The 21,492-nt window shown below is 51.9% G+C and carries 25 protein-coding genes; 13 read left to right on the forward strand and 12 right to left on the reverse strand.

The genetic code is table 11. The features are described 5' to 3' along the window. Positions 1 to 65: 65 nt before the first annotated feature. The gene (nfsA, locus tag RT644_RS10975; RefSeq protein ID WP_020457187.1) at positions 66 to 788 is read right to left on the reverse strand and encodes an oxygen-insensitive NADPH nitroreductase; all 723 of its coding nucleotides are present in this window, start codon (positions 786 to 788) and stop codon (positions 66 to 68) included. Between the two features lie 174 nt (positions 789 to 962). Here nfsA and RT644_RS10980 point away from each other — a divergent pair, with 174 nt between their 5' ends. Then, on the forward strand, positions 963 to 1,226 hold the full coding sequence (locus RT644_RS10980; RefSeq protein ID WP_017456131.1) for a GrxA family glutaredoxin: 264 nt from the start codon (positions 963 to 965) through the stop codon (positions 1,224 to 1,226). Positions 1,227 to 1,256: 30 nt separating this feature from the next. Here the strand turns inward: RT644_RS10980 and ybjM are convergent, their stop codons facing one another. Continuing rightward, the gene (ybjM, locus tag RT644_RS10985; RefSeq protein WP_313626648.1) at positions 1,257 to 1,622 is read right to left on the reverse strand and encodes an inner membrane protein YbjM; all 366 of its coding nucleotides are present in this window, start codon (positions 1,620 to 1,622) and stop codon (positions 1,257 to 1,259) included. Between the two features lie 281 nt (positions 1,623 to 1,903). On the opposite strand from ybjM, the gene RT644_RS10990 reads away from it, so the two are divergent. Both RT644_RS10990 and RT644_RS10995 read left to right on the forward strand, forming a co-directional pair. Then, the gene (locus RT644_RS10990; protein ID WP_020457185.1) at positions 1,904 to 3,589 is read left to right on the forward strand and encodes an aspartate:alanine antiporter; all 1,686 of its coding nucleotides are present in this window, start codon (positions 1,904 to 1,906) and stop codon (positions 3,587 to 3,589) included. A gap of 285 nt (positions 3,590 to 3,874) precedes the next feature. Next, positions 3,875 to 4,537, forward strand: coding sequence for a hypothetical protein (locus RT644_RS10995; protein WP_313626649.1), 663 nt, complete (start codon positions 3,875 to 3,877; stop codon positions 4,535 to 4,537). Here the strand turns inward: RT644_RS10995 and RT644_RS11000 are convergent. Further along, on the reverse strand, positions 4,534 to 5,013 hold the full coding sequence (locus RT644_RS11000) for a hypothetical protein (protein ID WP_313626651.1): 480 nt from the start codon (positions 5,011 to 5,013) through the stop codon (positions 4,534 to 4,536). The two genes, RT644_RS10995 and RT644_RS11000, sit on opposite strands and share 4 nt — an antisense overlap. Positions 5,014 to 5,122: 109 nt before the next feature. On the opposite strand from RT644_RS11000, the gene RT644_RS11005 reads away from it, so the two are divergent. Both RT644_RS11005 and RT644_RS11010 read left to right on the forward strand, forming a co-directional pair. Further along, positions 5,123 to 5,341, forward strand: coding sequence for a hypothetical protein (locus RT644_RS11005; protein ID WP_313626652.1), 219 nt, complete (start codon positions 5,123 to 5,125; stop codon positions 5,339 to 5,341). An 11-nt stretch (positions 5,342 to 5,352) separates the two neighbouring features. After that, positions 5,353 to 6,099, forward strand: coding sequence for a 2-phosphosulfolactate phosphatase (locus RT644_RS11010; RefSeq protein WP_313626654.1), 747 nt, complete (start codon positions 5,353 to 5,355; stop codon positions 6,097 to 6,099). Here the strand turns inward: RT644_RS11010 and RT644_RS11015 are convergent. Continuing rightward, entirely contained in the window at positions 6,070 to 6,612 is a 543-nt protein-coding gene (locus RT644_RS11015) for a TetR/AcrR family transcriptional regulator (protein WP_313626656.1), read from the reverse strand. The two genes, RT644_RS11010 and RT644_RS11015, sit on opposite strands and share 30 nt — an antisense overlap. An 80-nt stretch (positions 6,613 to 6,692) precedes the next feature. Between RT644_RS11015 and RT644_RS11020 the strand changes: the two genes are divergently transcribed. Next, positions 6,693 to 7,895 (forward strand): MFS transporter, encoded by a 1,203-nt coding sequence (locus RT644_RS11020; RefSeq protein ID WP_044489599.1) that lies wholly within the window; start codon positions 6,693 to 6,695, stop codon positions 7,893 to 7,895. Between the two features lie 31 nt (positions 7,896 to 7,926). Here RT644_RS11020 and RT644_RS11025 read toward each other — a convergent pair whose 3' ends face one another. Further along, positions 7,927 to 9,159, reverse strand: a complete 1,233-nt coding sequence (locus RT644_RS11025) for an MFS transporter (RefSeq protein ID WP_313626658.1) — start codon at positions 9,157 to 9,159, stop codon at positions 7,927 to 7,929. A gap of 274 nt (positions 9,160 to 9,433) precedes the next feature. On the opposite strand from RT644_RS11025, the gene ybjG reads away from it, so the two are divergent. Together ybjG and deoR are read left to right on the forward strand one after the other, a co-directional pair. Further along, the gene (gene ybjG, locus RT644_RS11030; protein ID WP_313626659.1) at positions 9,434 to 10,042 is read left to right on the forward strand and encodes an undecaprenyl-diphosphate phosphatase; all 609 of its coding nucleotides are present in this window, start codon (positions 9,434 to 9,436) and stop codon (positions 10,040 to 10,042) included. Between the two features lie 65 nt (positions 10,043 to 10,107). Further along, complete coding sequence (deoR, locus tag RT644_RS11035) at positions 10,108 to 10,866, forward strand: DNA-binding transcriptional repressor DeoR (RefSeq protein WP_097406890.1); 759 nt, start codon at positions 10,108 to 10,110, stop codon at positions 10,864 to 10,866. 31 nt (positions 10,867 to 10,897) lie between these two features. Here the strand turns inward: deoR and dacC are convergent, their stop codons facing one another. Further along, positions 10,898 to 12,100 carry a serine-type D-Ala-D-Ala carboxypeptidase gene (dacC, locus tag RT644_RS11040; RefSeq protein ID WP_097406889.1) on the reverse strand — a complete coding sequence of 401 codons (1,203 nt, stop codon included), beginning with the start codon at positions 12,098 to 12,100 and terminating at the stop codon, positions 10,898 to 10,900. A gap of 336 nt (positions 12,101 to 12,436) precedes the next feature. On the opposite strand from dacC, the gene RT644_RS11045 reads away from it, so the two are divergent. Next, positions 12,437 to 13,066 (forward strand): glutathione S-transferase family protein, encoded by a 630-nt coding sequence (locus RT644_RS11045; RefSeq protein ID WP_313626660.1) that lies wholly within the window; start codon positions 12,437 to 12,439, stop codon positions 13,064 to 13,066. A gap of 117 nt (positions 13,067 to 13,183) precedes the next feature. Here the strand turns inward: RT644_RS11045 and RT644_RS11050 are convergent, their stop codons facing one another. The 3 genes from RT644_RS11050 to RT644_RS11060 form a co-directional block, all read right to left on the reverse strand. Then, a complete protein-coding gene (locus RT644_RS11050; RefSeq protein ID WP_313626661.1) occupies positions 13,184 to 13,645 on the reverse strand; it encodes a hypothetical protein in 462 nt (153 codons plus the stop codon). Positions 13,646 to 13,697: 52 nt separating this feature from the next. After that, complete coding sequence (locus RT644_RS11055) at positions 13,698 to 14,051, reverse strand: hypothetical protein (RefSeq protein WP_020457173.1); 354 nt, start codon at positions 14,049 to 14,051, stop codon at positions 13,698 to 13,700. Between the two features lie 215 nt (positions 14,052 to 14,266). After that, on the reverse strand, positions 14,267 to 15,157 hold the full coding sequence (locus tag RT644_RS11060; protein WP_020457172.1) for a LysR substrate-binding domain-containing protein: 891 nt from the start codon (positions 15,155 to 15,157) through the stop codon (positions 14,267 to 14,269). 753 nt (positions 15,158 to 15,910) lie between these two features. Here RT644_RS11060 and RT644_RS11065 point away from each other — a divergent pair. Then, on the forward strand, positions 15,911 to 16,816 hold the full coding sequence (locus tag RT644_RS11065) for a flagellin (protein WP_020457171.1): 906 nt from the start codon (positions 15,911 to 15,913) through the stop codon (positions 16,814 to 16,816). Positions 16,817 to 17,105: 289 nt separating this feature from the next. On the opposite strand, the gene RT644_RS11070 is transcribed toward RT644_RS11065, so the two are convergent. The 3 genes from RT644_RS11070 to RT644_RS11080 all read right to left on the reverse strand — a co-directional run bounded on the left by RT644_RS11070 (position 17,106) and on the right by RT644_RS11080 (position 19,632). Then, positions 17,106 to 17,717 carry a protein phosphatase CheZ gene (locus RT644_RS11070; RefSeq protein ID WP_313626662.1) on the reverse strand — a complete coding sequence of 204 codons (612 nt, stop codon included), beginning with the start codon at positions 17,715 to 17,717 and terminating at the stop codon, positions 17,106 to 17,108. Positions 17,718 to 17,964: 247 nt separating this feature from the next. Then, positions 17,965 to 19,071, reverse strand: a complete 1,107-nt coding sequence (locus RT644_RS11075) for a PQQ-dependent sugar dehydrogenase (protein ID WP_313626664.1) — start codon at positions 19,069 to 19,071, stop codon at positions 17,965 to 17,967. A gap of 177 nt (positions 19,072 to 19,248) precedes the next feature. Continuing rightward, positions 19,249 to 19,632, reverse strand: coding sequence for a biofilm formation regulator BssR (locus RT644_RS11080; RefSeq protein ID WP_017456065.1), 384 nt, complete (start codon positions 19,630 to 19,632; stop codon positions 19,249 to 19,251). Positions 19,633 to 20,063: 431 nt separating this feature from the next. Between RT644_RS11080 and RT644_RS11085 the strand changes: the two genes are divergently transcribed. From RT644_RS11085 to RT644_RS11095, 3 genes are read left to right on the forward strand one after another with little or no spacing between them, the layout of a single operon-like run. Further along, on the forward strand, positions 20,064 to 20,687 hold the full coding sequence (locus RT644_RS11085; protein ID WP_313626665.1) for a glutathione S-transferase family protein: 624 nt from the start codon (positions 20,064 to 20,066) through the stop codon (positions 20,685 to 20,687). Then, a complete protein-coding gene (locus RT644_RS11090; protein WP_313626667.1) occupies positions 20,674 to 21,072 on the forward strand; it encodes an SH3 domain-containing protein in 399 nt (132 codons plus the stop codon). The genes RT644_RS11085 and RT644_RS11090 overlap by 14 nt, the downstream gene beginning before the upstream one ends. After that, positions 21,053 to 21,490 carry an NUDIX domain-containing protein gene (locus tag RT644_RS11095; protein WP_313626669.1) on the forward strand — a complete coding sequence of 146 codons (438 nt, stop codon included), beginning with the start codon at positions 21,053 to 21,055 and terminating at the stop codon, positions 21,488 to 21,490. The genes RT644_RS11090 and RT644_RS11095 overlap by 20 nt, the downstream gene beginning before the upstream one ends. Positions 21,491 to 21,492: the final 2 nt, after the last annotated feature.

Consider the following 21,492-nt stretch of genomic DNA (forward strand, 5'->3'; position numbering starts at 1 on the left):
CTCTCTAAAAAGACCTGTCAAAGCAGGCGTATGATACACGCAGCGACGTGCAGGATGAACGGGAATTAGCGTGTCGCCCATCCCTGTTTATGCAAATAGTCGAGAATAAACGGGCGGCTCTCTTTAATGATGGTGCGGCGGATATGATCGCTCCAGGTGTCACGCCGCGTATTGCTGTCGCGCGTCATATAGTAGTGGGCGATCTCCTCGTCATATTGCGCCAGCACATCTTTATCCAGCGGCTGATAGCGGTTTTCATGCACCACCAGTTGCGCAGGCAGACGCGGTTTCTTATCCGGCGTGTCGGCAGGCCAGCCAAGGCACAGGCCAAACAGCGGTAACACATGTTTTGGCACCTGCAATAACTCACCTACGGCTTCAATGCTGTTACGAATTCCACCGATATAAACGCCACCCAGCCCGAGCGATTCTGCCGCAGTGAAAGCGTTTTGCGCCATCAGCGCGGTATCGACTACGCCGAGCAGCAACTGCTCCGCCAGCCCAGGATTCGCCTCTGGGCAAATCTGGAAATTACGATGGAAATCAGCGCAGAACACCCAAAATTCCGCCGCCTGCGCCACATGTTGTTGCCCGCCGGTGAGCGTCACCAGTTGCTGGCGTAGCGCAGGATCAGTGATGCGAATTATCGAGCTGCATTGTAAAAAGCTGGAGCTGGATGTCGCCTGCGCGCTGGCGATAATCGCCTCGCGCTGCGCCTGGGTAATCGGTTGATCGGTAAAATGGCGAATGGAGCGATGGGCGCACAGCAATTCAATAGTTGGTGTCATGAATAATCCCCCAAATAAACAAGACCCTCAGTATAGGCGAAGCCTGCATCCTCGTTGTATCCGCAATTTGCGCTGAAAGGTTGCAAAGATTAAAGCAACAGGCATAACCTGCTTTTCATTACGCGCAGTTATGGTCATGATAACCGGCAGTTACCTTCAGATTTGGGAGAGAGTATGTTTGCTGTAATTTTTGGCCGCCCTGGCTGCCCATACTGTGTACGCGCAAAAGAACTGGCAGAAAAACTGACCGCCGAGCGTGATGATTTCAACTATCGCTACGTCGATATCCACGCGGAAGGCATCACTAAAGCCGACCTGGAAAAAACCGTCGGGAAACCGGTTGAAACTGTGCCGCAGATTTTCCTCGACCAGAAACACATTGGCGGCTGCACCGATTTCGAGGCCTATGCCAAAGAACATTTCGGCCTGTTTGCCTGAGCCGAGCAACGCCCTCTTTCTGAGGGCGTTTTATTTCTTGCAGCGCAGAATTTTGCGCACAAAAAGATAGAATAACCCGCCCATTCCGCACCAGAAAATCGCGCTGAACAACCAGGCAATAACCTGCCAGTTCGACTGCGAAGAGGCTAAATGCAGGTAAATCAGCATGTAGCAGAATGGAGCCGCCAGCACGGCGCCGAAAAGCGGCACGATCGCTTTGCGTCGGCGAGCAATCAGCCCACCGACAATACCGGGAAGCGTGAAAAGCAGTAAGCCTAATTCAGGATTACCGGACACGGGTAGCTCGCCGTTCATATTTATGACCAGCAACAAACACACCGCAATAAAAAGTAATGCGCAGCAAATAACGCCGACCCGACTTCGCCTGTTCTTCAAACACGCCTCCTGACTTTTTCTCTATCGCACTAACAACTCGTTCAAAAGAATGTCCGGACAGATAAAGCGTTGCGGCAATCCGTGCCAGAAAAGCACCCACGTAAATACGCGATTCTCACTAGCCGTTGTAATCTAATACGATTAAACTAGCGGCCTGTTTTTGTTTTGTGAGGAGTGTCTGGTGTTGCACCGCTTTTTTCGTACGCCAGCGCATGAGCAAAACACTAGCTCAAATAACCATTTCTTTCAACAGCTTACAAGTAAACAAGAAGTTAGCCTCCGTGAATATAAACGTCGCAGATTTGTTAAACGGGAATTACATACTGTTATTGTTTGTCGTTCTGGCACTCGGACTTTGTCTCGGTAAATTACGACTGGGTTCTGTTCAACTCGGTAATTCCATTGGCGTTTTAGTGGTTTCATTATTATTAGGCCAGCAGCATTTCAGCATTAACACGGATGCACTTAATCTTGGCTTTATGCTGTTTATTTTTTGCGTTGGTGTTGAAGCCGGACCAAACTTTTTCTCTATTTTTTTTCGCGACGGTAAGAATTACCTCATGCTGGCGCTGGTATTAGTGGGCAGCGCGCTGTTGATCGCTTTAGGCCTTGGCAAACTGTTCGGCTGGGATATTGGCCTGACGGCAGGCATGCTGGCCGGTTCGATGACCTCGACACCAGTTCTGGTGGGGGCGGGTGACACGCTGCGTCATTCCGGTATGGAAAATGGACAACTCTCCAGTGCGCTGGATAACCTGAGCCTCGGTTATGCCCTGACCTATCTGATTGGTCTGGTGAGCCTGATTTTCGGCGCACGCTATTTGCCGAAATTGCAGCACCAGGATTTACAGACCAGCGCCCAACAGATCGCCCGCGAACGCGGTCTGGACACGGATGCGCACCGTAAAGTGTATCTGCCGGTGATCCGCGCCTACCGCGTGGGGCCGGAACTGGTGGCATGGGCCGATGGTAAAAACCTGCGTGAACTGGGGATCTACCGCCAGACAGGATGTTATATCGAGCGCATTCGGCGCAATGGCATTCTCGCCAGCCCCGACGGTGATGCCGTGCTGCAAATGGGTGATGAAATTTCGCTGGTCGGTTACCCGGATGCGCACGCGCGCCTTGACCCGAGCTTTCGCAACGGCAAGGAGGTGTTCGACCGCGATCTGCTCGACATGCGTATCGTCACCGAAGAAGTGGTGGTCAAAAACCATAATGTGGTCGGTCGTCGCCTCGCGCAGTTAAAGCTGACCGATCACGGCTGCTTCCTCAACCGCGTGATCCGCAGCCAGATTGAGATGCCGATTGACGACAATATCGTGCTCAACAAGGGCGATGTTTTGCAGGTCAGCGGCGACGCGCGTCGTGTAAAAACCATTGCTGACCGCATCGGCTTTATCTCTATTCACAGCCAGGTCACCGACCTGCTCGCCTTCTGCGCGTTTTTTATTGTCGGGCTGATGATCGGTATGATCACCTTCCAGTTCAGCTCCTTCAGCTTCGGCGTGGGTAACGCTGCCGGCCTTCTGTTCGCCGGGATCATGCTCGGCTTCCTGCGTGCCAACCACCCCACTTTCGGCTATATCCCGCAGGGCGCGCTGATGATGGTAAAAGAGTTTGGCCTGATGGTATTTATGGCGGGCGTGGGCTTAAGCGCCGGTAGCGGCATCGGCAACGGTCTTGGCGCGGTGGGCGGCCAGATGCTGATCGCCGGGCTTATTGTCAGCCTGGTACCGGTGTTAATTTGTTTTCTGTTTGGTGCGTATGTGCTGAAAATGAACCGTGCCCTGCTGTTCGGCGCGATGATGGGTGCGCGCACCTGCGCTCCGGCAATGGAGATCATCAGCGATACAGCGCGCAGCAATATCCCGGCGCTGGGCTATGCGGGCACCTACGCCATCGCCAACGTTCTGCTGACGCTTGCGGGGACATTAATCATCATTATCTGGCCTGGTCTCGGATAAGTCTGAAGCTGAGAAATATTTCAGTTATGCGCAGAACTTTTTTGTGGGGCGTCAGTCATAACTAGTGCCACTGCTTTTCTTTGATGTCCCCATTTTGTGGAGCCCATCAACCCCGCCGCTTAGGTTCAAGGTTGATGGGTTTTTTGTTGCCTTTTTCCCATTATCCTTCCTCGATTTGAACCGATAAGAAGCCTGTGTTTCGCCTTCCCTCTGCCGCTGGCGAAGCAACAAAGATTTGGTAATATCGATGCCGAAAACGGCATAACTTGATATAACGGGACGACGATGAAAGCGGAAGAAAACATACTCGAAAGTTGGTTAAAAAAATCATTATACCGCGATGTTTTTTATAAAATCGGTATGTGGTGCATTATCTCCATTATCTCGTTTTATATCGCAGGAAAAACAGCGAATTTTGATATCGCAAAATATCTGCTTAGTTTTCTGGATAAAAGTATGCCGCAAATTAATTACGGCTGGATGGTGTTATGTATTATTATCCCGATCTCATTTTTCATGAAAGATATGGAAGCAATGAAACCCGACACATGGGGAATGGACACCCTGCGAGGCAGGTTTGGCGCAGCCCTGCGCAAAGTGACCAGCGACCTGCTGCTGTGGTCCGCCGGGATTTCTACCGCATTACTGACAACATCATTAATTGCACTGGCGATTCTCTTTTACAGAGAACCTCAAGTGACCTATAAAAGCCTTGCGCAAATCGCATTTGTATTAACGGTATTATTCATTTTCTTATTTGCTAATATATGGTGTTATTTCATATTAAAACGCAACAACGCTGTGCTCTTTTCTATTATGAATAGTCAGCGTGGAATAAAGTTAGGACATCTTGTTATTATTCTGTTGTGTTTGTACGCTGCGCATAAAATATCTGTCGATATCGACAAAAAAGCAACAACGGAACAATCGCAGCCCAAAACCTCTTAAAACGCCAGACGAAACCATATCGCCCACAGCACATAAACACCCCCCGCTAAAAAGCAAAGCCCGTAGGCCCATACAATCCCCGCTTCGCGGCGCAGGTAGAACTTAAGCGGGTTGCGGTGCAGATTCGCGGCGTTATAGGTTTTATGAAAATGCGTCATCTGTTGTGCACCTTTGCTGATAAGCGCAAAGAAAAAACTCACCGTTATGATCATCGCTAACGCCATATAACACTTTAAAAACAGCCTGAGACCGGTAAGCACCCATGGACCGGAGTCTCTGCTAACACCCGCAACGCCGTGCTTTTTCAGCATAATGGCAGCACCGCTCAACATCAGATGCACAAGCAAAAAAAGGGCAAAATGTTTCGCATTGGTGGCAAAGGTATTTTTTAAAGTGATACCAAAGATCCAGGCGAGAAACGCTGCCACGGATATTAGCCACATTACAGTGTCTAAAAACATTTTATTCCTTTTCAATGGGTTGTTTGAATTACCTATTTTTGCATTAATACTAAAGCAATCGCCAGCGCCGTGTTTTTCATTGTGCTCTTTTTAACCATTACCCGACACCGTAAGGAGCCACCTGATGCTGATTTACAACGTTTTTGGCCGTTATATTGGGGTAAAAGGCGTGGGGGATGGCTGGCATGTGTTCCGCGTGGACAGAAACGAAGGAAAGCATTCGCGCCTTTATAACATCATCGTTCCGAGTGAATTAAGCGAAGCGGAGATCCCCGGCTGGTTGGGGGATATTTTCCATGAGGCCGCAACGGAACAACATCCTGATGTTTTTCGCGTGGAATAAAGGAGCAGAAAATGTGTGCACAGTGGTACAGCCAAAGCTCGTTCGATGTGCGTCTGGAGTGGGGTTTAACTGCAGCGGAGCAGCTGGCGCAGGAAGCTGATTGTGTGGTAATTGTCGACGTGATGTCGTTCTCCACGTGCGTTAGCATCGCCACTGATAACCAGGCGCTGATTTACCCATGGCCATGGAAAGATGCGAGCGCGCAGCGCTACGCACAGGAAAACCATGCCGACGTCGCCAGTTTTGACCGCACCTTTGCCGGTGGGAATTACACACTCTCGCCCGCCTCGTTACTGCATATTCCCGCCGGACACCGGCTGGTGCTCCCCTCACCTAACGGTTCCACGCTTTCGTTTAAAGCACGCGATTGCGGCGCAGCGGTGTTTAGCGGCTGTTTTCGCAACCGACTGGCGACCGCGAAAGCTTGTGCAGGCTTTGAGCGCATTTTGCTGATCCCGGCCGGGGAACGCTGGCCGGATGGTAGCCTGCGCCCGGCGCTGGAGGATTATCTGGCGGCGGGTGCCATTATTGCCGCACTTGGCAAGCGTAAACTCTCGCCTGAAGCGCAAGCGGCAAAGGCCGCATTTCAGGGCGGTGACTTCAGTGCTCTCCGTCACTGCGCATCCGCCAGTGAACTCCACGCCCGGGGTTTTTCAGCGGACGTAGAACTGTGTCTCGCGCTTGACGCAAGCCATCGCGCCTGTGCATTAATCGACAACGCGTACCGCTCACTGCCCGGCGAGACGCCCGATCATTAAGCGAATAGCTTCGCGGCTCAGCGGCTCGCGATCGACCACAAAATGCAGCGTCATCCCTTCGATAAACGCATCCAGCGCACGTGCCGTCATCGGTTCGAACCAGTGCTCCAGCATGGTCTGGCTGGTGCACATCCAGTCTTGCATCACACTTTTCAGCGTGGGCTGGCGGCTCATAAACGCATACAGCTGGTACATCAGTTCCATATTGCGCGCGGTGGTCACCTGGGCGCTGTAAATCAGCTCGGTTAGCGCCTCACAGGCTTTTGCCTGACTGTCAACGCCGTCGAAAAAAGCGGCATATTGCGCCGACATCTGCCGGGTAAACAGACTGAAAGCCTCAGCTAATAACGCATCGATACCGGAAAAGTAATAGGTCATTGAGCCCAGCGGCACATCCGCACAGCTGGCGATTTTACGGTGCGTCACCGCCTGAATCCCGTGTGCGGCAATGGTATCCAGCGTCGCTTGCAGAATGCGGTCACGCCGCTGCGGGTCGTTGGGTCTTCGGGCCATAGATCCTCTCACTCATTTATGTACAAATGTACACTTGCTTGCTAGTGTTGTCTTATCTTTTCCCTCTTTGCCGTGACGTTATGACTGGAAATGCTTCGCGAAAAGCCCTGCAACATCGCTTGTGGGCGCTGTTTACCTTCTTTTTTATACCGGGGCTATTAATGGCCTCGTGGGCTACACGAACGCCCGCAATCCGCGATATTTTATCGGTTTCCACCGCTGAAATGGGCGTGGTGCTGTTTGGCCTGTCGGTCGGTTCGATGAGCGGCATTCTCTCCTCCGGTTGGCTGGTAAAGCGCTTTGGCGCGCGGAAAGTGATCCGCGCCAGCATGTCGTTCAGCGTCATCGGCATGGTGGTGCTGAGTATCGCATTGTGGCTGGCGTCTCCACTGTTATTTGCCGTTGGTCTGGCTCTTTTCGGCGGCAGCCTGGGTGCGGGCGAAGTGGCAATGAATATCGAAGGCGCGGAAGTCGAGCGTGAAATGGGCAAAACCGTGCTGCCAATGATGCACGGTTTTTACAGCTTCGGCACGCTGGTCGGCGCAGGCATTGGTATGAGCGTTACCGCTGTTGGCCTGGCGGCCAACTGGCACATTCTGGCGGCGGCACTGGTGGCGATTGTTCCCATCATGCTGGCGATTTCCGCCATTCCGCCTGGCACCGGCAAAGACTCCGCCGAGGAGAAAGCGCGCGCGAAAAAAGGGCAACCGTTCTGGCGTGATACCCAACTGTTGCTGATTGGCGTGGTCGTGCTCGCAATGGCATTTGCCGAAGGTTCCGCCAACGACTGGTTGCCGCTATTGATGGTGGACGGGCACGGCTTTAGCCCGACGTCCGGCTCGCTGATCTACACCGGTTTTACTCTTGGAATGACCGTCGGGCGATTTATCGGCGGCTGGTTTATTGACCGTTACAGCCGCGTCACAGTGGTGCGCGCCAGCGCGTTGATGGGTGCGCTGGGCATCGGGCTGATTATCTTCGTTGATAGTGCCTGGGTGGCGGGCTTCTCGGTGATTTTGTGGGGGCTTGGTGCCTCGCTCGGTTTCCCACTGACCATTTCCGCCGCCAGCGATACCGGCCCGGACGCGGCTACCCGCGTCAGCGTGGTCGCCACCACCGGCTACCTGGCGTTTCTCGTTGGCCCGCCGCTGCTCGGTTTTCTCGGCGAGCACTACGGCCTGCGTAGCGCCATGCTGGTGGTGATGGGGCTGGTGCTGATTGCCGCCGTGGTTGCCCGCGCGGTCGCCAAACCGGCTCCGGAAACACAGGCTGAAACCTGCTGATTACGCGGCGGCGCTGTTAATGCGCGCCGCCCTATCCTTCCAGCGAATTCCCCACTCGTTTATCACGCAGAAATACCACCATCAAGCCCAGCCACAGTACGCCATTAGCCAGGTTGAAGAGGCTGAACAAGCCATTGCCGCCGCTTAGCCAGGCGTGTTTACTGATTTCGATACCGACGGTAAAGATAAACATCTGCAACATGCCCATTGCCGCCGAAACGGTGCCTTTACTCATGTCGCTGGCAAACAGGGTCAGACGCACCAGCCCGGCATTCGCCAGCCCGATACCAAAGGCGTAAAGGCTCAGCCCGGCGGTCATCCACAAATAGGCATGCGAAGAGGCAACTGTCGCAACAGCCGCCAGCAGCAACCCGGCCGCGATAGGCCAGCCGCCCATAATGATCAACGCGCGCACGGTGCGCCGTGAAGTCAGTCGCGCCAGTACCAGGTTACCGATAATCAGAGCGCCAAAAATCGGCACCTGCAGCAGGCCGTATTCATAGCTACTCAGTTGCTCGCCGCTGATGATGATAATCGGCGACTGAGCAATCCACGCCAGCAAAGGCAGGCTGACAAAACCTGTCGCCAGCGCCCCGGCGACAAAACGCAGGTTCCTCATCACTTCGACGTAGTCGCGCCACAAGGCTTTAAAGGAGAGCTTTTCACCCAGCCGCGTGGCAGTCTCCGGCATTGCCCGTTGCAGGCCAACAAAGGAGAAAGCCGCCAGCAACGCGAAAAGGACAAACATTCCCTGCCACGGCGCGGCATGCACCCACGCAGCGCCCACCAGCGGGCCGAGCAGCGGCGCTATCAGCGCCACGTTTGCCATCAGCGCGGTGATTTTTATGCACACCGCTTCTTCGAAAGATTCCTGGATCGCCGCGTAACCTACCGCGCCAATAAAGCACAGGCTAATGCCCTGCAAAAAGCGCAGTAACGTGAATTGCTCAATGTCCTGCGCCAGCAGTGTTGCCAGGCAAGTAACGATAAACCACACCACGCCGGTCAGCATCACCGGGCGGCGGCCAATGCGATCCGACAGCGGCCCCAGCAGCCACTGCAAAAACATGCCGCCCGCGAGGTAAGCGGTCATTGACGTTGGAACCCACTCAATGCCGGCGTTGTACTGCTCCACCACGGCCAGCATGCCGGGCTGGATCATATCGTTGGCGATATAGGTGGAGAATTCGTAAAGCACCAGGCAGAGAGGAAACAGTAGCGCCCGTCGTCCCAGACGTTGGCCCGTTAAGGAATGGTTTTGCATGCAATCTCTTCATCTATGAAAAATCGCGCAGAGTGTAATCAAAGCCGCTTTGCAGCGATAGGAAATTTTCAGTCACACAATAAATAAAGCACATTTCAGTTCGTTTAAGGTTCACTTAAGTGCACCGCCGTATTATACGCCTTCCGTGCTTTACTCCAGGAATCGTCTAACTCTCAGATGAGTAAGACAAAACCGCTTTACCGTTAATCATGCCGCTTTTAAGGTGGGCACTTTCGCGTCAATTTTGCTTATTTCATCAAAGAGTAACAAACGTATGTTAGAGAGCCTGAATTACACCGTGTTTTACTGGATTAACGCCACGCCAGACTCTCCGCGCTGGCTGATTGCGTTTGCCGATTTTGCCGCCAGCGATTTGATTAGCATCGTACCGCTGTTAGCCGTTGGCCTCTGGTTATGGGGTCCACGCGAACAGGTGAACGCGCAGCGCCAGCTGGTAATTAAAGTCACACTGGCGATGCTGGTCAGTCTCTGTTGCTCGGCGTTACTGGGACATTTTTTCCCCCACGATCGCCCCTTTGCCGATCGCGTGGGCTACAACTTCCTGCACCACGCACCGGACAGTTCTTTCCCGAGCGATCACGGCACGGTGATCTTCACCTTTGCGGTCGCTTTCCTTGCCTGGCACCGTTTGTGGTCGGGCGCGCTGTTGATGGTCATCGGTCTGACCATCGCCTGGTCACGCGTTTATCTTGGCGTGCACTGGCCGCTGGATATGCTCGGCGCACTGCTGGTTGGTATCGGCGGCTGTTTGTCCGCGCAAATCCTCTGGCAAGGCTTTGGCCCGGCGCTCTACCACAGTGTGCAACAACTCTATCGAGCCTGTTTCGCCATGCTGATTCGCCGCGGCTGGGTACGTGACTAAGCCCTGAGGCAAAGGTAATATGAACGCCCTGCTCAATGCAGGGCTTTCTTTTATTCAGGGGAATTATGGAAACAAGACGCGACGAACGGATAGGCCAGCTGCTGGCGGCGCTCAAGCGCAGCGATAAACTGCATCTGAAAGAGGCGGCGACGCTGCTTGGCGTATCTGAAATGACCATTCGCCGCGATCTCAGCGCCAACAGCGCGCCGGTCGTGCTGCTGGGCGGTTACATCGTCCTGGAGCCGCGCTCCGCCAGCCATTATCTGTTAAGCGACCAAAAAAATCGTCTGGTAGAAGAGAAGCGCCACGCGGCAAAACTTGCCGCCGGGCTACTTAAAGCGCATCAGATGGCCTTTTTCGATTGCGGCACCACCACGCCGTGGATCATTGAAGCCATTGCGGACGATCTGCCCTTCACCGGCGTCTGTTACTCACTGAACACCTTTCTGGCATTACAGGAAAAACCACAGTGTCGCGCCATTCTCAGCGGCGGTGAGTTCCACGCCAGCAACGCCATTTTCAAACCGTTGAACTTCAACGAAACGCTGAACAATCTGCGCCCGGATATCGCCTTTTATTCGGCGGCGGGCGTGCATGCGCAGCAGGGCGCGACCTGTTTTAATCTGGAAGAGTTGCCGGTAAAACACTGGGCGATGGCCTGCGCGCAATACCACGTTCTGGTGGTGGATCACAGCAAGTTCGGCAAAGTGCGTTCGGCCTGCATGGGGCCATTAAGCCGCTTTGATGTACTGGTCAGCGACTGTTGCCCCGACGAGGCGCTGGAGAGCGAAGCAAAAAAACACCAGCTAACGTTGCTCTATTGACCGTGCCCGGCTGGGCACGGTCGAGGTTGTATCAGGAGAACCAGCCGCCAAACCACTGATGAAATTTCAGCAACACAAAATCCCACATCCGGCCAATGAAACCGGCCTCTTCCACCGCTTCCATCACCACCAGCGGACGTTGCTCAATGGTTTTACCGTTCAACTGAAAATCGATGGTGCCCACCACCTGGCCTTTAGCCAGCGGTGCCTGCAGTTCCGGCTGCGTTAAGGTGTAGCTGGCTTTCAGGTTATTTAATTGCCCCTTAGGAATGGTGATAGAGCCTGTATCGCCCGCGCCAAGTTTCGCTTCGCTCTCATCGCCAAACCACACGCGCTGGCTGACAAACGTCGCGTCAGGCTTGATAGGCGTAACCGTGTCGAAGAAACGGAAACCCCAGGTGAGCAATTTTTCTGACTCATTAAAACGGATGCGGTCGGTTTTCGCGCCCAGCACCACAGAAATCAGGCGCATATCACCTTGTGTCGCCGAGGCCACCAGGTTGTAACCCGCGCCATCGGTGGTGCCGGTTTTCATGCCATCCACGTTCATGCTGGTGCTCCACAGCAACCGGTTACGGTTCGGCTGGCGGATCTTATTGAAGGTGAACTCTTTTTCTTTGTGAATGGCGTACTCATCCGGCACATCACGAATCAGTGCTTTGCCGAGCAGCGCCATATCACGCGCGGTGCTGAACTGCCCTGGCGCATCCAGGCCATGTACCGTTTTAAAGGTGGTATTGGTCAGGCCGAGTTTTTGCGCGTAGCTGTTCATCAGGCTGACGAATGAGTCCTGACTGCCCGCCACAAAATCTGCGATGGCGATACTGGCATCGTTGCCGGACTGGATAATCACGCCTTTGTTGAGATCGGCCACGGAAACCTGATCGCCGGGTTTCAGGAACATCAGCGAAGAGCCACGCAGCGCCGGGTTGCCGGTCGCCCAGGCGTCTTTGCCGACGGTCACTGTATCAGTGAGATGAATTTTTCCGGCTTTCAGCGCCTGGCCAACTACATAGCTGGTCATCAGCTTCGTGAGGCTGGCAGGATCAAGCTTCTCGTCAGCGTTGCCTTCTGCCAGCACCTTACCGCTGGCGTAATCCATCAGGATCCACGCCCTCGCATCGACGGTAGGCGCACCCGGCGTTTGTTCCACCGCGTACAACGAAGGGGAGAAAAGCATCAACAGCGCAGAGCCCGCAACCAGGCTGCGAAGGGATAAAGAGAAATGCGTCATAGGGGCCACCCGAGTATCCATTCAAAAACGTCACAACACCGTGCCGCAACAAACGGTGAGTAATAGCGCACAAACGAAACGAAAAAAACCGTCACTGGGTAAAGTTTTTAAAGTTTACGCAATAACAGCGTGTTGCGCTCCGTTTGTGCGGAATATTTATCCCCTGAATCATTCGTGTTGCACCTCGCGCGTTGAGCCGTGCTTGCGCTGGCGTCGAAGGAACGACGCTTACGAAGAAACCGGTAACAAAACCCGCACATCTGCAACTTGAAGAATGTCGGAGATTGGCACACGATGAATGTCACACCGACACTCATTCACACCACTGAGGTAAAAATGATAACGCTATGGGGCAGAAATAACTCTACTAACGTCAAAAAAGTTCGCTGGCTGCTGGAAGAGCTGGAATTACCGTACCAGCATATTCTGGCGGGCAGAGAGTTCGGCGTGAACCATGAGCCTGAGTATCTGGCGATGAACCCGAATGGTCTGGTGCCGCTGTTACGGGACGATGAAACCAACGTGGTGCTGTGGGAGTCCAACACCATCGTGCGTTACCTGGCGGCGCAGTACGGTCAGGGCCGTTTGTGGGTCGACTCCCCTGCTGAGCGTGCGCAAGGGGAAAAGTGGATGGACTGGGCGCTGAGTACCCTTTCGCCAAAACATGGCCCACTGCTGCAGGGGCTGGTGCGCACCGCGCCGGAACAGCGCGACAACGCCGCGATTGAAGCCAACAAAAAAGCGCTGGATGGGCTGTTCGCGATGCTCGACGATGTACTGGCAAAACAGCCCTGGCTCTCAGGGGAAGCGTTTGGCTGCGGCGACATCGCCGTCGGCCCGTTCATCTATAACCTTTACAATATCAACGGGTTAAGTTGGGCACCGCACGCCAACCTGCAACGCTGGTATGTGCAATTGTGCGAACGTCCCGGCTTCAAAAACGCGGTAATGATCCCGGTGACCTGAACCTGTTTTTAACCGGTGGCGCTGACGTTATCGCCTGCTGTTGACAGCAAACGCGCCGGCGCCATCCGGTACACCCACGCAGCAATCTATAAAGTCTGGCAGCCAGCAGCAGAGACGTTACTCCTCTTCGCCCTCGCCATCCGCAAACAGTGGATCGTCTTCTAAGGGAACCAGGCTACTTTCATCCCATTCGATCTCATCCGTCGCGTAGTCAATACGATCCACTTCGCAGCACTCTTCCAGCAGCGCTTCTGCCTCATCAAGAAGCTCGATTGCATCCTGATAAAAGGCCATCACATCAGGCGATGCCACTTCATCATTATTTATCGCGTCGAGTTTATGGATAGCAAAATCGATATTCTGCAGAGTCTCCTGCAAAAGCGTCACCTCTTCGCCAAACTCCATACCCGAAATCACCGCAGCATGATCATCACTCAGCGCATCATCCCGCTGAGTAAAAGCGTAACCGGCTAAGCCAGATTGTCTGGCGACCGACAGAAATGATTGCGATCTTTTCTTTAAAAAACTTGCCCGTTCTAACGACAGCCCCAACTGCTCAGTGGCGACATTATCCATCATACCCATCTCGTAAAGTGATATAAGATTTCCGCTACAGCTAAATCATTAATTTTCACATGGCTTGCATGCGGTACTGAACCGAAACACGCCGCAGCAATACCGGGACGGTTTCTATATATTGAAAGCAGGTGCTAATGGCGTGACTCATTTCTCTGGGGGAGCTGGAGTGTAAATAATCATCCAGTGTTATCAACGCACATTCATAGGTAAATAAAAAATCGGTCAACTCTGGCGGATATGGCTGCAGCGTCAGTTCAACGCGAAGTTCATTATACAACGCCATCAATTTTTTCAGCGCAAAACAGGCGTCCGTTCTTTTATTTTCAAAAGCATGTTCATTCAATGCAGGTTTGATAATGGCAAGTAGCGAACGATGAACGTTGGTATATTTTGGATTAAGAAACATGAGTCACCTCTGACATCATTAAATTTGCCAGCGTCTACACCCGGCGTTTTCATTGACGATTAAGCGCAATAAAACGGACTAATCCCAAATTACAGATACAGTAATAGGGCTGAGAGACAAACACTTTTCAAAAAAAGAATGTTTGTATCTCAACATATGTTCATAGCCAGCGATCATGAGGCTGTGGTTACTGCGTAATTAAGACAATAAAGCCATTACAGCGTATTCAGCCTTGCGTTAATTCTGCCGCCAACGTCGCTGCCAAAACTATAATATTTTTCCTTCATAATATCGCCTTCACGCACCATCATGAAAACCCGACGGGATAAATTATTATTTTTGATATTAATATATTTTATACTATTATGATCGTTACCGAGCGTTGAAAGTTTTGGAAAAAACGAGACATTATCCGAATTTTTTACCATATATCGGATAGTTTCCAGATCGTTTGAAATACTCCGTGCATGGTTGAGGATCTCTTCGCTGCCAGGTTCAAGATTGAGATGTTCTGGCATCGATTTGGTCATAATAAGTTTATGTTTTTTCAACTCGCTGAGATCAATCACTTCTTGTTTCGACAGCGGATGGCTGTTGTTTACGCCCAGCACAAATTGCTCTTCATAGAGCTGAGCCTCGAGGAAGTTATCGTTAGCAATCGGCCCTATCAGCAGCCCCAACTGTAATTGCCCTTTCCCTAACATACTCAGCAAATTATCTTCACTGACTTCATGGAGCTTGATCTCATTATCCGGAAATTTTTCTTTGAACGCGCTGAACAGGTCTTCATATATATACGACCCAAGCGTCGGGGTTACACCAATATTGATAACGCCAACCGGTTGAAAACGTAGCCGCTGCGCTAACTCATGCAGGTTATGCACCTCTCGAAGAATATTTTCGATCAGTGGCAACAAATGCAAGCCGATCGGCGACAGGCTAAACCCTTTGCCTTTGCGGTGCAGCAATGGAATGCCTAATTCCTCTTCCAGTTTTTTGATTTGAATGCTCAGGGTGGGTTGAGAAACATCGCACTCCTCAGCCGCCTTTTGAAAATTCATATGTTTTATCAACGCGACGAAGTATTCCAAATCTTGCGTTCTCATAACGTCAACTCTCCCGTGTGCAGACAAAAAACACAGAAACACCACACAATATAAGCCTTTTATGTTTCAGCCAGGGCAGCAAACACGACCGGGACTGATGCGTGATTTTTCGTGCTAAATTTAATTTAAGTGCCATCTCCGGCACAACTATTCAGTTATTTGTTATATAAACAACGCAATATTCTTTCTAATCAGTAATCGAAATTCTGGCGCAAAACTTTAATTGTTAATTCATATCATCAACCGCTTAATAGGATGCAACGATGCAATAATGTTAGAATTTGCTTTTAGTACCCATATTATGGGCAACATTTAACCTTTCAGGACAAATAACGTTGAAGACAACCACCTGATTAAATATGAGCCTAGCAGCATCCTGGCGTCAGGAAAAGCGAATTTACCTGCATTAAAGTTACAAAAAATATTCTTTCCAACAAACAATTCAACAACACTTAATAGTAGTTTAGCAATACTAAAATAGTCTAATGCGGTTATTCTTATTTCTCACTAACCTATGCGAAACTATGATCGAATCAGCCTATAAGCACTATTAAAATAGAATGCATCAGCGGCAATTTAAATATATTTAAAACTACTATTAGTTATAAAATCATCATATTAAATAGCTTCTTTTATAAAAATAAACTATTAGGCATTTAAATTTAAAGTTTTATTCCCCTTGGACGATATCCATTTCGCCCAGCGATATTGGGCAATACTCATAGATTACTTCTATATTTCTGGAGAAATGAAATGGCCGTTATTAATACCAACACGTTGTCTTTAATGACCCAAAATAACCTGAGCAAATCTCAGTCTTCTTTAGGCACGTCTATTGAGCGTCTGTCATCCGGTCTGCGTATTAATAGCGCAAAAGATGATGCTGCTGGTCAGGCAATTGCTAACCGTTTCACGTCAAATATTAATGGTCTTTCCGTTGCGGTGCGTAACGCGAATGACGGCATTTCACTGGCGCAGACTACCGAAGGCGCACTGAGCGAAGTGAATAATAACCTGCAGCGTATTCGCGACCTGACTGTACAAGCGCAGAATGGCTCTAACTCCGCGTCCGATGTCGACTCCATCCAGGCGGAAGTTAACCAGCGTATGGAAGAGATCAACCGTATTACCACCCAGACTGACTTTAACGGCCTGAAAGTGCTGAATACCGGTTCGGGCGACAGCCAGTATAATTTCCAGGTTGGCGCGAAAGATGGCGAAACCATCAGCATTACCGTGAGCAGCAGCGACGCGTTCAACCTCTACAACACCACCGGTGCGACGGCCGCAACAACAGGCCAGATCGTCAACGGCAGCGCACGTTCTACTGACGCCCATGGCTTTGATGTGCTGCAGGGCGTTGTCAGCTCCGGCGGCACCACCGACGGTAATCCGCTGGCCGATCTGGATAAAGCCATCAAAGCCGTGGATACCGAACGCAGCCTGCTCGGTGCATCCCAGAACCGTTTTGAATCAACCATTTCCAACCTGAACAACACCGTGAACAACCTGTCGGCAGCGCGCAGCCGTATTCAGGATTCTGACTACGCGACAGAAGTGTCTAACATGTCCCGTTCGCAGATCCTGCAGCAAGCTGGTAGCTCCGTACTGGCGCAGGCTAACCAGGTTCCGCAGACCATGCTGTCCCTGCTGCGTTAAGTTGTGTGAAATCCGCTTACCTCCTTCAGAGCGGATTTCAACGATGTCATTCCTTGACTAACACCCGCTTTGTCATGAGGGCGGGCTTCATTGAGCATAACGAATTTATTTTTCTTTTTTATCCCGCATATGTTGATGGCATTGCGGGATTTTTTTATTTAAAGGCGTGCGTTTGTTATGCGAGATAAACCGCCAAAAAAAGTGAATGCAATAGAATTGCATTCACCAAAATAACAATTAGAGGATATCAATAAGCACAACAACGAGGGTGAAGCACTAACAAAATAAATTACAGGCCAAGGCTATTCAGCAATTCGTCAATATCTTGCTCGGCTGCCTGCGGGGCTGTCGGATCAGCGCTGGCTTGCTTGATTGTCGCGCACCCTTCTCGCGCTACGTTTTCTAACAGCACGTTCAGGAATTCTTTCTCAATATTTTCCAGCAACGCCATCATGCGCACAATAATCCGCGCCGTGGTATCCGGGAAATCCTGCGCCATCATAATTTCCCGCAGCCAGGATTTGCTGGCTTCGGTGCACGTCGGCACAGAGCCCAGCCAATCATGCGTGGCGCGGGCAAGCGCCATCGTCTCATCGATACTTGCGGCTTCATTATGTTGCTGCCATTGCGAAAGCAGCTGGCTGGCTTGCTGGCTCAGTTGCTCCTGCAGGGGTTGTGTCAGTTCGATATAGGTGAGCGTCTTACCCGATGCCTGCGCCGTAAGATCGACGACATATTGCAAACGACTGCGCGCGTCAGGGATGGAGTTAGCCAGTTCAGCAATGGTGATATCGTGGCCTAACTCACGCAGGCTGCTTCTTAACATGCGGGTGACGTTACCAATGCGCGAAATCAATTCATAAATATCCGTCGACGTACCCGAAATACCTTGATGATGCATTATTACCTCTCCTTTAACGCATACTCTAAGATATTCAGTTATCGGCAATCGCGGCAGGCACTTAAATAAAAAGAGCCACATAACCAAACGCTATAAAAATAAAAAATTCGGCATTTATTTATTTAAAAATAATTAGATGAAAACGTTTATAGAAAAATAAAATATAGCTTTTACCTGTTAACGCCAGAACGGAAAATACCTACGACTAATACGCAGAATGAAGAAAGGGGAATATCCCCTTTCTGCTTCAGAAGGCCGGGCTGACTTTCCACAATGCGCCGTCGGATTCATCGGTCAGAACATAGAGATAACCGTCCGGCCCAACGCGGACATCGCGAATACGCTGCCCGCGATCGCCGAGAATACGGCCATCTTCCGTCACCTTGTCACCCTGCACGCTCATGACGATGACATTTGTATCTTTCAGCGCGCCGATAAACAGTTTGTTTTTCCACTGCGGGAAAACGTCAGCGTTGTAAAACGTCATACCGCTGACCGCCGGGGATCGTTTCCAGTAAAAGATCGGCTGCTCGGTTCCGGCGACAATCTCCCCTTTAGCTTCCGGGATCTTCAGCCCGCTGTAGTTGATACCCCAGGTGGCAATTGGCCAGCCGTAATTTTTACCCTTTTGCGGAATGTTGATCTCATCGCCGCCGCGCGGGCCATGCTCGTTGAGCCACAACGCGTTACTCCACGGGTTGATTGCCATTCCCTGCGGATTGCGAATACCGTAAGACCAGATTTCCGCTCGTGCCCCCGCTTTACCGGCAAACGGGTTATCCTGCGGCACCTTGCCCTGGTCCGTCAGCCGCACCAGCTTGCCCTGTAATTTATCCAGATCCTGCGCCGTCGAGCGCTGGTTATTCTCGCCCAGCGCAATCCATAAATAGCCTTTACCATCAAACACCAGCCGACCGCCAAAATGGTTACCGGTAGAGAGTTTCGGCTGCTGGCGAAACACCGTTCGGAAATCGTCGAGGCGTTTAAAATCCTCGCTAAGACGGCCGTACCCGACCGCCGTTCCGGCTTTATCATCCTGACCGGCCTCGGCGTAGCTCAGCCACACCCGGCGCGACTGGGCAAAATCCGGTGCCAGCGCCACATCCAGCAAGCCCCCCTGCCCGTGCGCCCAGACTTCGGGAACGCCAGTAATCGGGTCGGAAATGCCCTTATCTCGTTGCCATAAACGCAGTTGCCCGCCGCGCAGGGTAATCAACATGCCGTGATTATCGGGCAGAAACGCCAGCGCCCAGGGGTGATCGAGTTTGGTTTGCAATACATCGACTTTCACCGCAGCAGGTACGGCGCACACCGAGAGGGAGAGAAACAGAAAAAGCAGCGGGATCTGGCGCATACGGCGCTCCTTTATGCAGTTTTTTATTCTGATAAAGGGTAGACCGCGCAGCGCGGGCAGAAGCGACTTTTACATTGCCTATACACAACCGCATGCGCATCGCGGGTGTTGCAGTAAAACCGGCGGAGCAACGTCGAGGAGGCAGGCGCAGAAAGGGGGAGTTTCCTCCCCCTGGTATCAGGCTTCTTCGAGCGGTGAATGCTCGTTCAGATACTGAATGCAGTAATTAAGCACATTCAGCGAACGTTCCAGCTTGTCGACATTCACCGAAATATAGGTGGGACAATCCTGTCGCCCGCTCATCAGACAAACAGCTGCTGAGGAGAGCGCTTCCTCGGCGCGGTATATCGCACTACGTGAGTCGCGATCCGGCATTTCGTTTAACCGTTCGCCTTTATCGCGGATCTCCAGCGCCAGGGCAAAGAAGCGTTCACGCAGACGATCATTTTCGCTGACCGACATATACCCTTTCGCTTTTCGCATCTGGATATAGGCCGCAAGGTCACTTCGGGCAGCAATCAACTTCGTCAGCAGACGACGCGCAAGTTCATCAACGGTCATACATCTTCCCCCCTTGTCAGCCAGTGTAGGATCATAGTATGGTCGCTTTTTGAACAAAAGCATGCGTCCGGTCAATATTTAATTTTATCTGCCGGACCTTTACATTTCACTTAAAGTGAGCCACGCCAGCCAACCAACGTGCTCGGTGATATCCCGCGCCCGCAGCAATCCATAATTTTCACAAATGAATCAGTTAACTTGCTCAATCTCACCCGCCGCTCACTGAGCCAGACTGCCCCCATCACGCCCCCGCACGACTGTTCTCACCCTTACGCGTCTGCCGCCATGCATTACGCTTTATCCCGGGTGTTTGCCGTCCGCTAATGTCATGAGTGACCGTGACGTGCTGGCACGCATCTGCAGGTGGTCAGAAAGCATTTGTCTGGTGTATTGTTTTTAAACGATTAATTACACGAATGGACACCTGCAACATGCTTAAAATTCTTGGCAAAACGACATCGATCAATGTGCGAAAAGTACTCTGGACCTGTGAAGAAGCCGGGCTGGATTATGTGCAGGAAGATTACGGCAGCGGTTTTGCCTCCACCGAAACGGATGAATTCCGCGCCATGAACCCTAACGCGATGGTGCCGGTACTGATAGACGACGGTTTTGTATTATGGGAATCCAACTCGATTTGCCGTTATCTGGTGCGTAAAGCCGGGCGCGAGGATTTGCTTCCCAGTGAGCCGCAAGCCTGCGCCAACGTTGAACACTGGATGGACTGGCAGGCCACCGAGTTCAACAACGCATGGCGTTATGTCTTCCCGGCGCTGGCACGCAAGAACCCGGACTTTAACGACCCGAAAGCCATCGCAGCAGGCATCAAAGAGTGGAATCACTGCATCGGCATTCTGGAGCAGCAATTGCAGCGCACCGGAGCATTCGCCGCAGGTGACACCTTTACGCTGGCGGATGTGGTGCTGGGGCTGTCGGTCAACCGCTGGAAGATGACGCCATTCGACCACCCGCAGGTTCCTGCCATTGACGCGTGGTTCGCGCGGTTAAACCAGCGCCCGGCATTTCTGCGCCACGGCAATAATGGCATGGTGTAAAGCGATGCCATCCCAGGCGAAAGTTATCCGCGATTACACGTCGGCGTATCCCGATCCGATTGCGGTCGGCAAAGGCGAACGCGTGCTGATAAGTCATTGCGATTTGCAGTGGCGCGGCTGGGTGTGGGTGACGTTAGCCTCAGGAAAAAGTGGTTGGGCGCCGCAGCAGCTTTTCGCACCGCTGAGTGCGTATGAAGGAACAGCGCTTGATGACTATTGCGCCCATGAACTCACCGTGCGTGTCGGGGAAACGCTCACGCTTATCAAGGCGCTTAATGGTTGGTACTACGCGCAAAAAGCGGATGGAGAACAGGGTTGGGTGCCGCAGGAGCATATCAGGCTGAAGGATAAACAGAGGGAAGAAAATGACAAGAGAGCGCTATAACCTGTCGGTTGCGGTATTCGTATTGCTGCGAAAAGAGAAGCAGATTTGCATGCTTAAACGCACCGGAACAGGCTGGATGGACGGTTGCTATAGCCTACCCGCCGGTGGTCTGGAGCAATACGAAACGCTGGGGGCAGCAGCGGCACGGGAAGCCAATGAGGAGACGGGCGTGGTAATCGCACCGGATGATCTTCAGCTGGCGCATACGCTGCACGTCTGGACAGAGAATCGCTCGTGGATGGGCCACTTTTTCAGTTGCACGCGCTGGCAGGGCGAGCCGTTTATCGCCGAGCCGGAGAAACATAGCGATTTATGCTGGCACGCCATTGACGATTTACCTGAAAACACGATTGGCTATGTCAAACAGGCGATTGCGCAGATCGCCGCCGGGCAACCTTATTCAGAATACGGATGGTAAAA

This window comes from Kosakonia sp., from assembly GCF_032104925.1.
In the GTDB taxonomy this organism is placed as follows: domain Bacteria; phylum Pseudomonadota; class Gammaproteobacteria; order Enterobacterales; family Enterobacteriaceae; genus Kosakonia.

What these genes read in the sequence shown, in the direction of transcription:
- nfsA (WP_020457187.1), bottom strand. Translation starts at nt 788, where the DNA reads ATGACACCAACTATTGAATTGCTGTGCGCCCATCGCTCCATTCGCCAT.
- RT644_RS10980 (WP_017456131.1), top strand. Translation starts at nt 963, where the DNA reads ATGTTTGCTGTAATTTTTGGCCGCCCTGGCTGCCCATACTGTGTACGC.
- RT644_RS10995 (WP_313626649.1), top strand. Translation starts at nt 3,875, where the DNA reads ATGAAAGCGGAAGAAAACATACTCGAAAGTTGGTTAAAAAAATCATTA.
- RT644_RS11005 (WP_313626652.1), top strand. Translation starts at nt 5,123, where the DNA reads ATGCTGATTTACAACGTTTTTGGCCGTTATATTGGGGTAAAAGGCGTG.
- RT644_RS11010 (WP_313626654.1), top strand. Translation starts at nt 5,353, where the DNA reads ATGTGTGCACAGTGGTACAGCCAAAGCTCGTTCGATGTGCGTCTGGAG.
- RT644_RS11015 (WP_313626656.1), bottom strand. Translation starts at nt 6,612, where the DNA reads ATGGCCCGAAGACCCAACGACCCGCAGCGGCGTGACCGCATTCTGCAA.
- RT644_RS11020 (WP_044489599.1), top strand. Translation starts at nt 6,693, where the DNA reads ATGACTGGAAATGCTTCGCGAAAAGCCCTGCAACATCGCTTGTGGGCG.
- RT644_RS11025 (WP_313626658.1), bottom strand. Translation starts at nt 9,159, where the DNA reads ATGCAAAACCATTCCTTAACGGGCCAACGTCTGGGACGACGGGCGCTA.
- ybjG (WP_313626659.1), top strand. Translation starts at nt 9,434, where the DNA reads ATGTTAGAGAGCCTGAATTACACCGTGTTTTACTGGATTAACGCCACG.
- deoR (WP_097406890.1), top strand. Translation starts at nt 10,108, where the DNA reads ATGGAAACAAGACGCGACGAACGGATAGGCCAGCTGCTGGCGGCGCTC.
- dacC (WP_097406889.1), bottom strand. Translation starts at nt 12,100, where the DNA reads ATGACGCATTTCTCTTTATCCCTTCGCAGCCTGGTTGCGGGCTCTGCG.
- RT644_RS11045 (WP_313626660.1), top strand. Translation starts at nt 12,437, where the DNA reads ATGATAACGCTATGGGGCAGAAATAACTCTACTAACGTCAAAAAAGTT.
- RT644_RS11050 (WP_313626661.1), bottom strand. Translation starts at nt 13,645, where the DNA reads ATGATGGATAATGTCGCCACTGAGCAGTTGGGGCTGTCGTTAGAACGG.
- RT644_RS11055 (WP_020457173.1), bottom strand. Translation starts at nt 14,051, where the DNA reads ATGTTTCTTAATCCAAAATATACCAACGTTCATCGTTCGCTACTTGCC.
- RT644_RS11060 (WP_020457172.1), bottom strand. Translation starts at nt 15,157, where the DNA reads ATGAGAACGCAAGATTTGGAATACTTCGTCGCGTTGATAAAACATATG.
- RT644_RS11065 (WP_020457171.1), top strand. Translation starts at nt 15,911, where the DNA reads ATGGCCGTTATTAATACCAACACGTTGTCTTTAATGACCCAAAATAAC.
- RT644_RS11070 (WP_313626662.1), bottom strand. Translation starts at nt 17,717, where the DNA reads ATGCATCATCAAGGTATTTCGGGTACGTCGACGGATATTTATGAATTG.
- RT644_RS11075 (WP_313626664.1), bottom strand. Translation starts at nt 19,071, where the DNA reads ATGCGCCAGATCCCGCTGCTTTTTCTGTTTCTCTCCCTCTCGGTGTGC.
- RT644_RS11080 (WP_017456065.1), bottom strand. Translation starts at nt 19,632, where the DNA reads ATGACCGTTGATGAACTTGCGCGTCGTCTGCTGACGAAGTTGATTGCT.
- RT644_RS11085 (WP_313626665.1), top strand. Translation starts at nt 20,064, where the DNA reads ATGCTTAAAATTCTTGGCAAAACGACATCGATCAATGTGCGAAAAGTA.
- RT644_RS11090 (WP_313626667.1), top strand. Translation starts at nt 20,674, where the DNA reads ATGGCATGGTGTAAAGCGATGCCATCCCAGGCGAAAGTTATCCGCGAT.
- RT644_RS11095 (WP_313626669.1), top strand. Translation starts at nt 21,053, where the DNA reads ATGACAAGAGAGCGCTATAACCTGTCGGTTGCGGTATTCGTATTGCTG.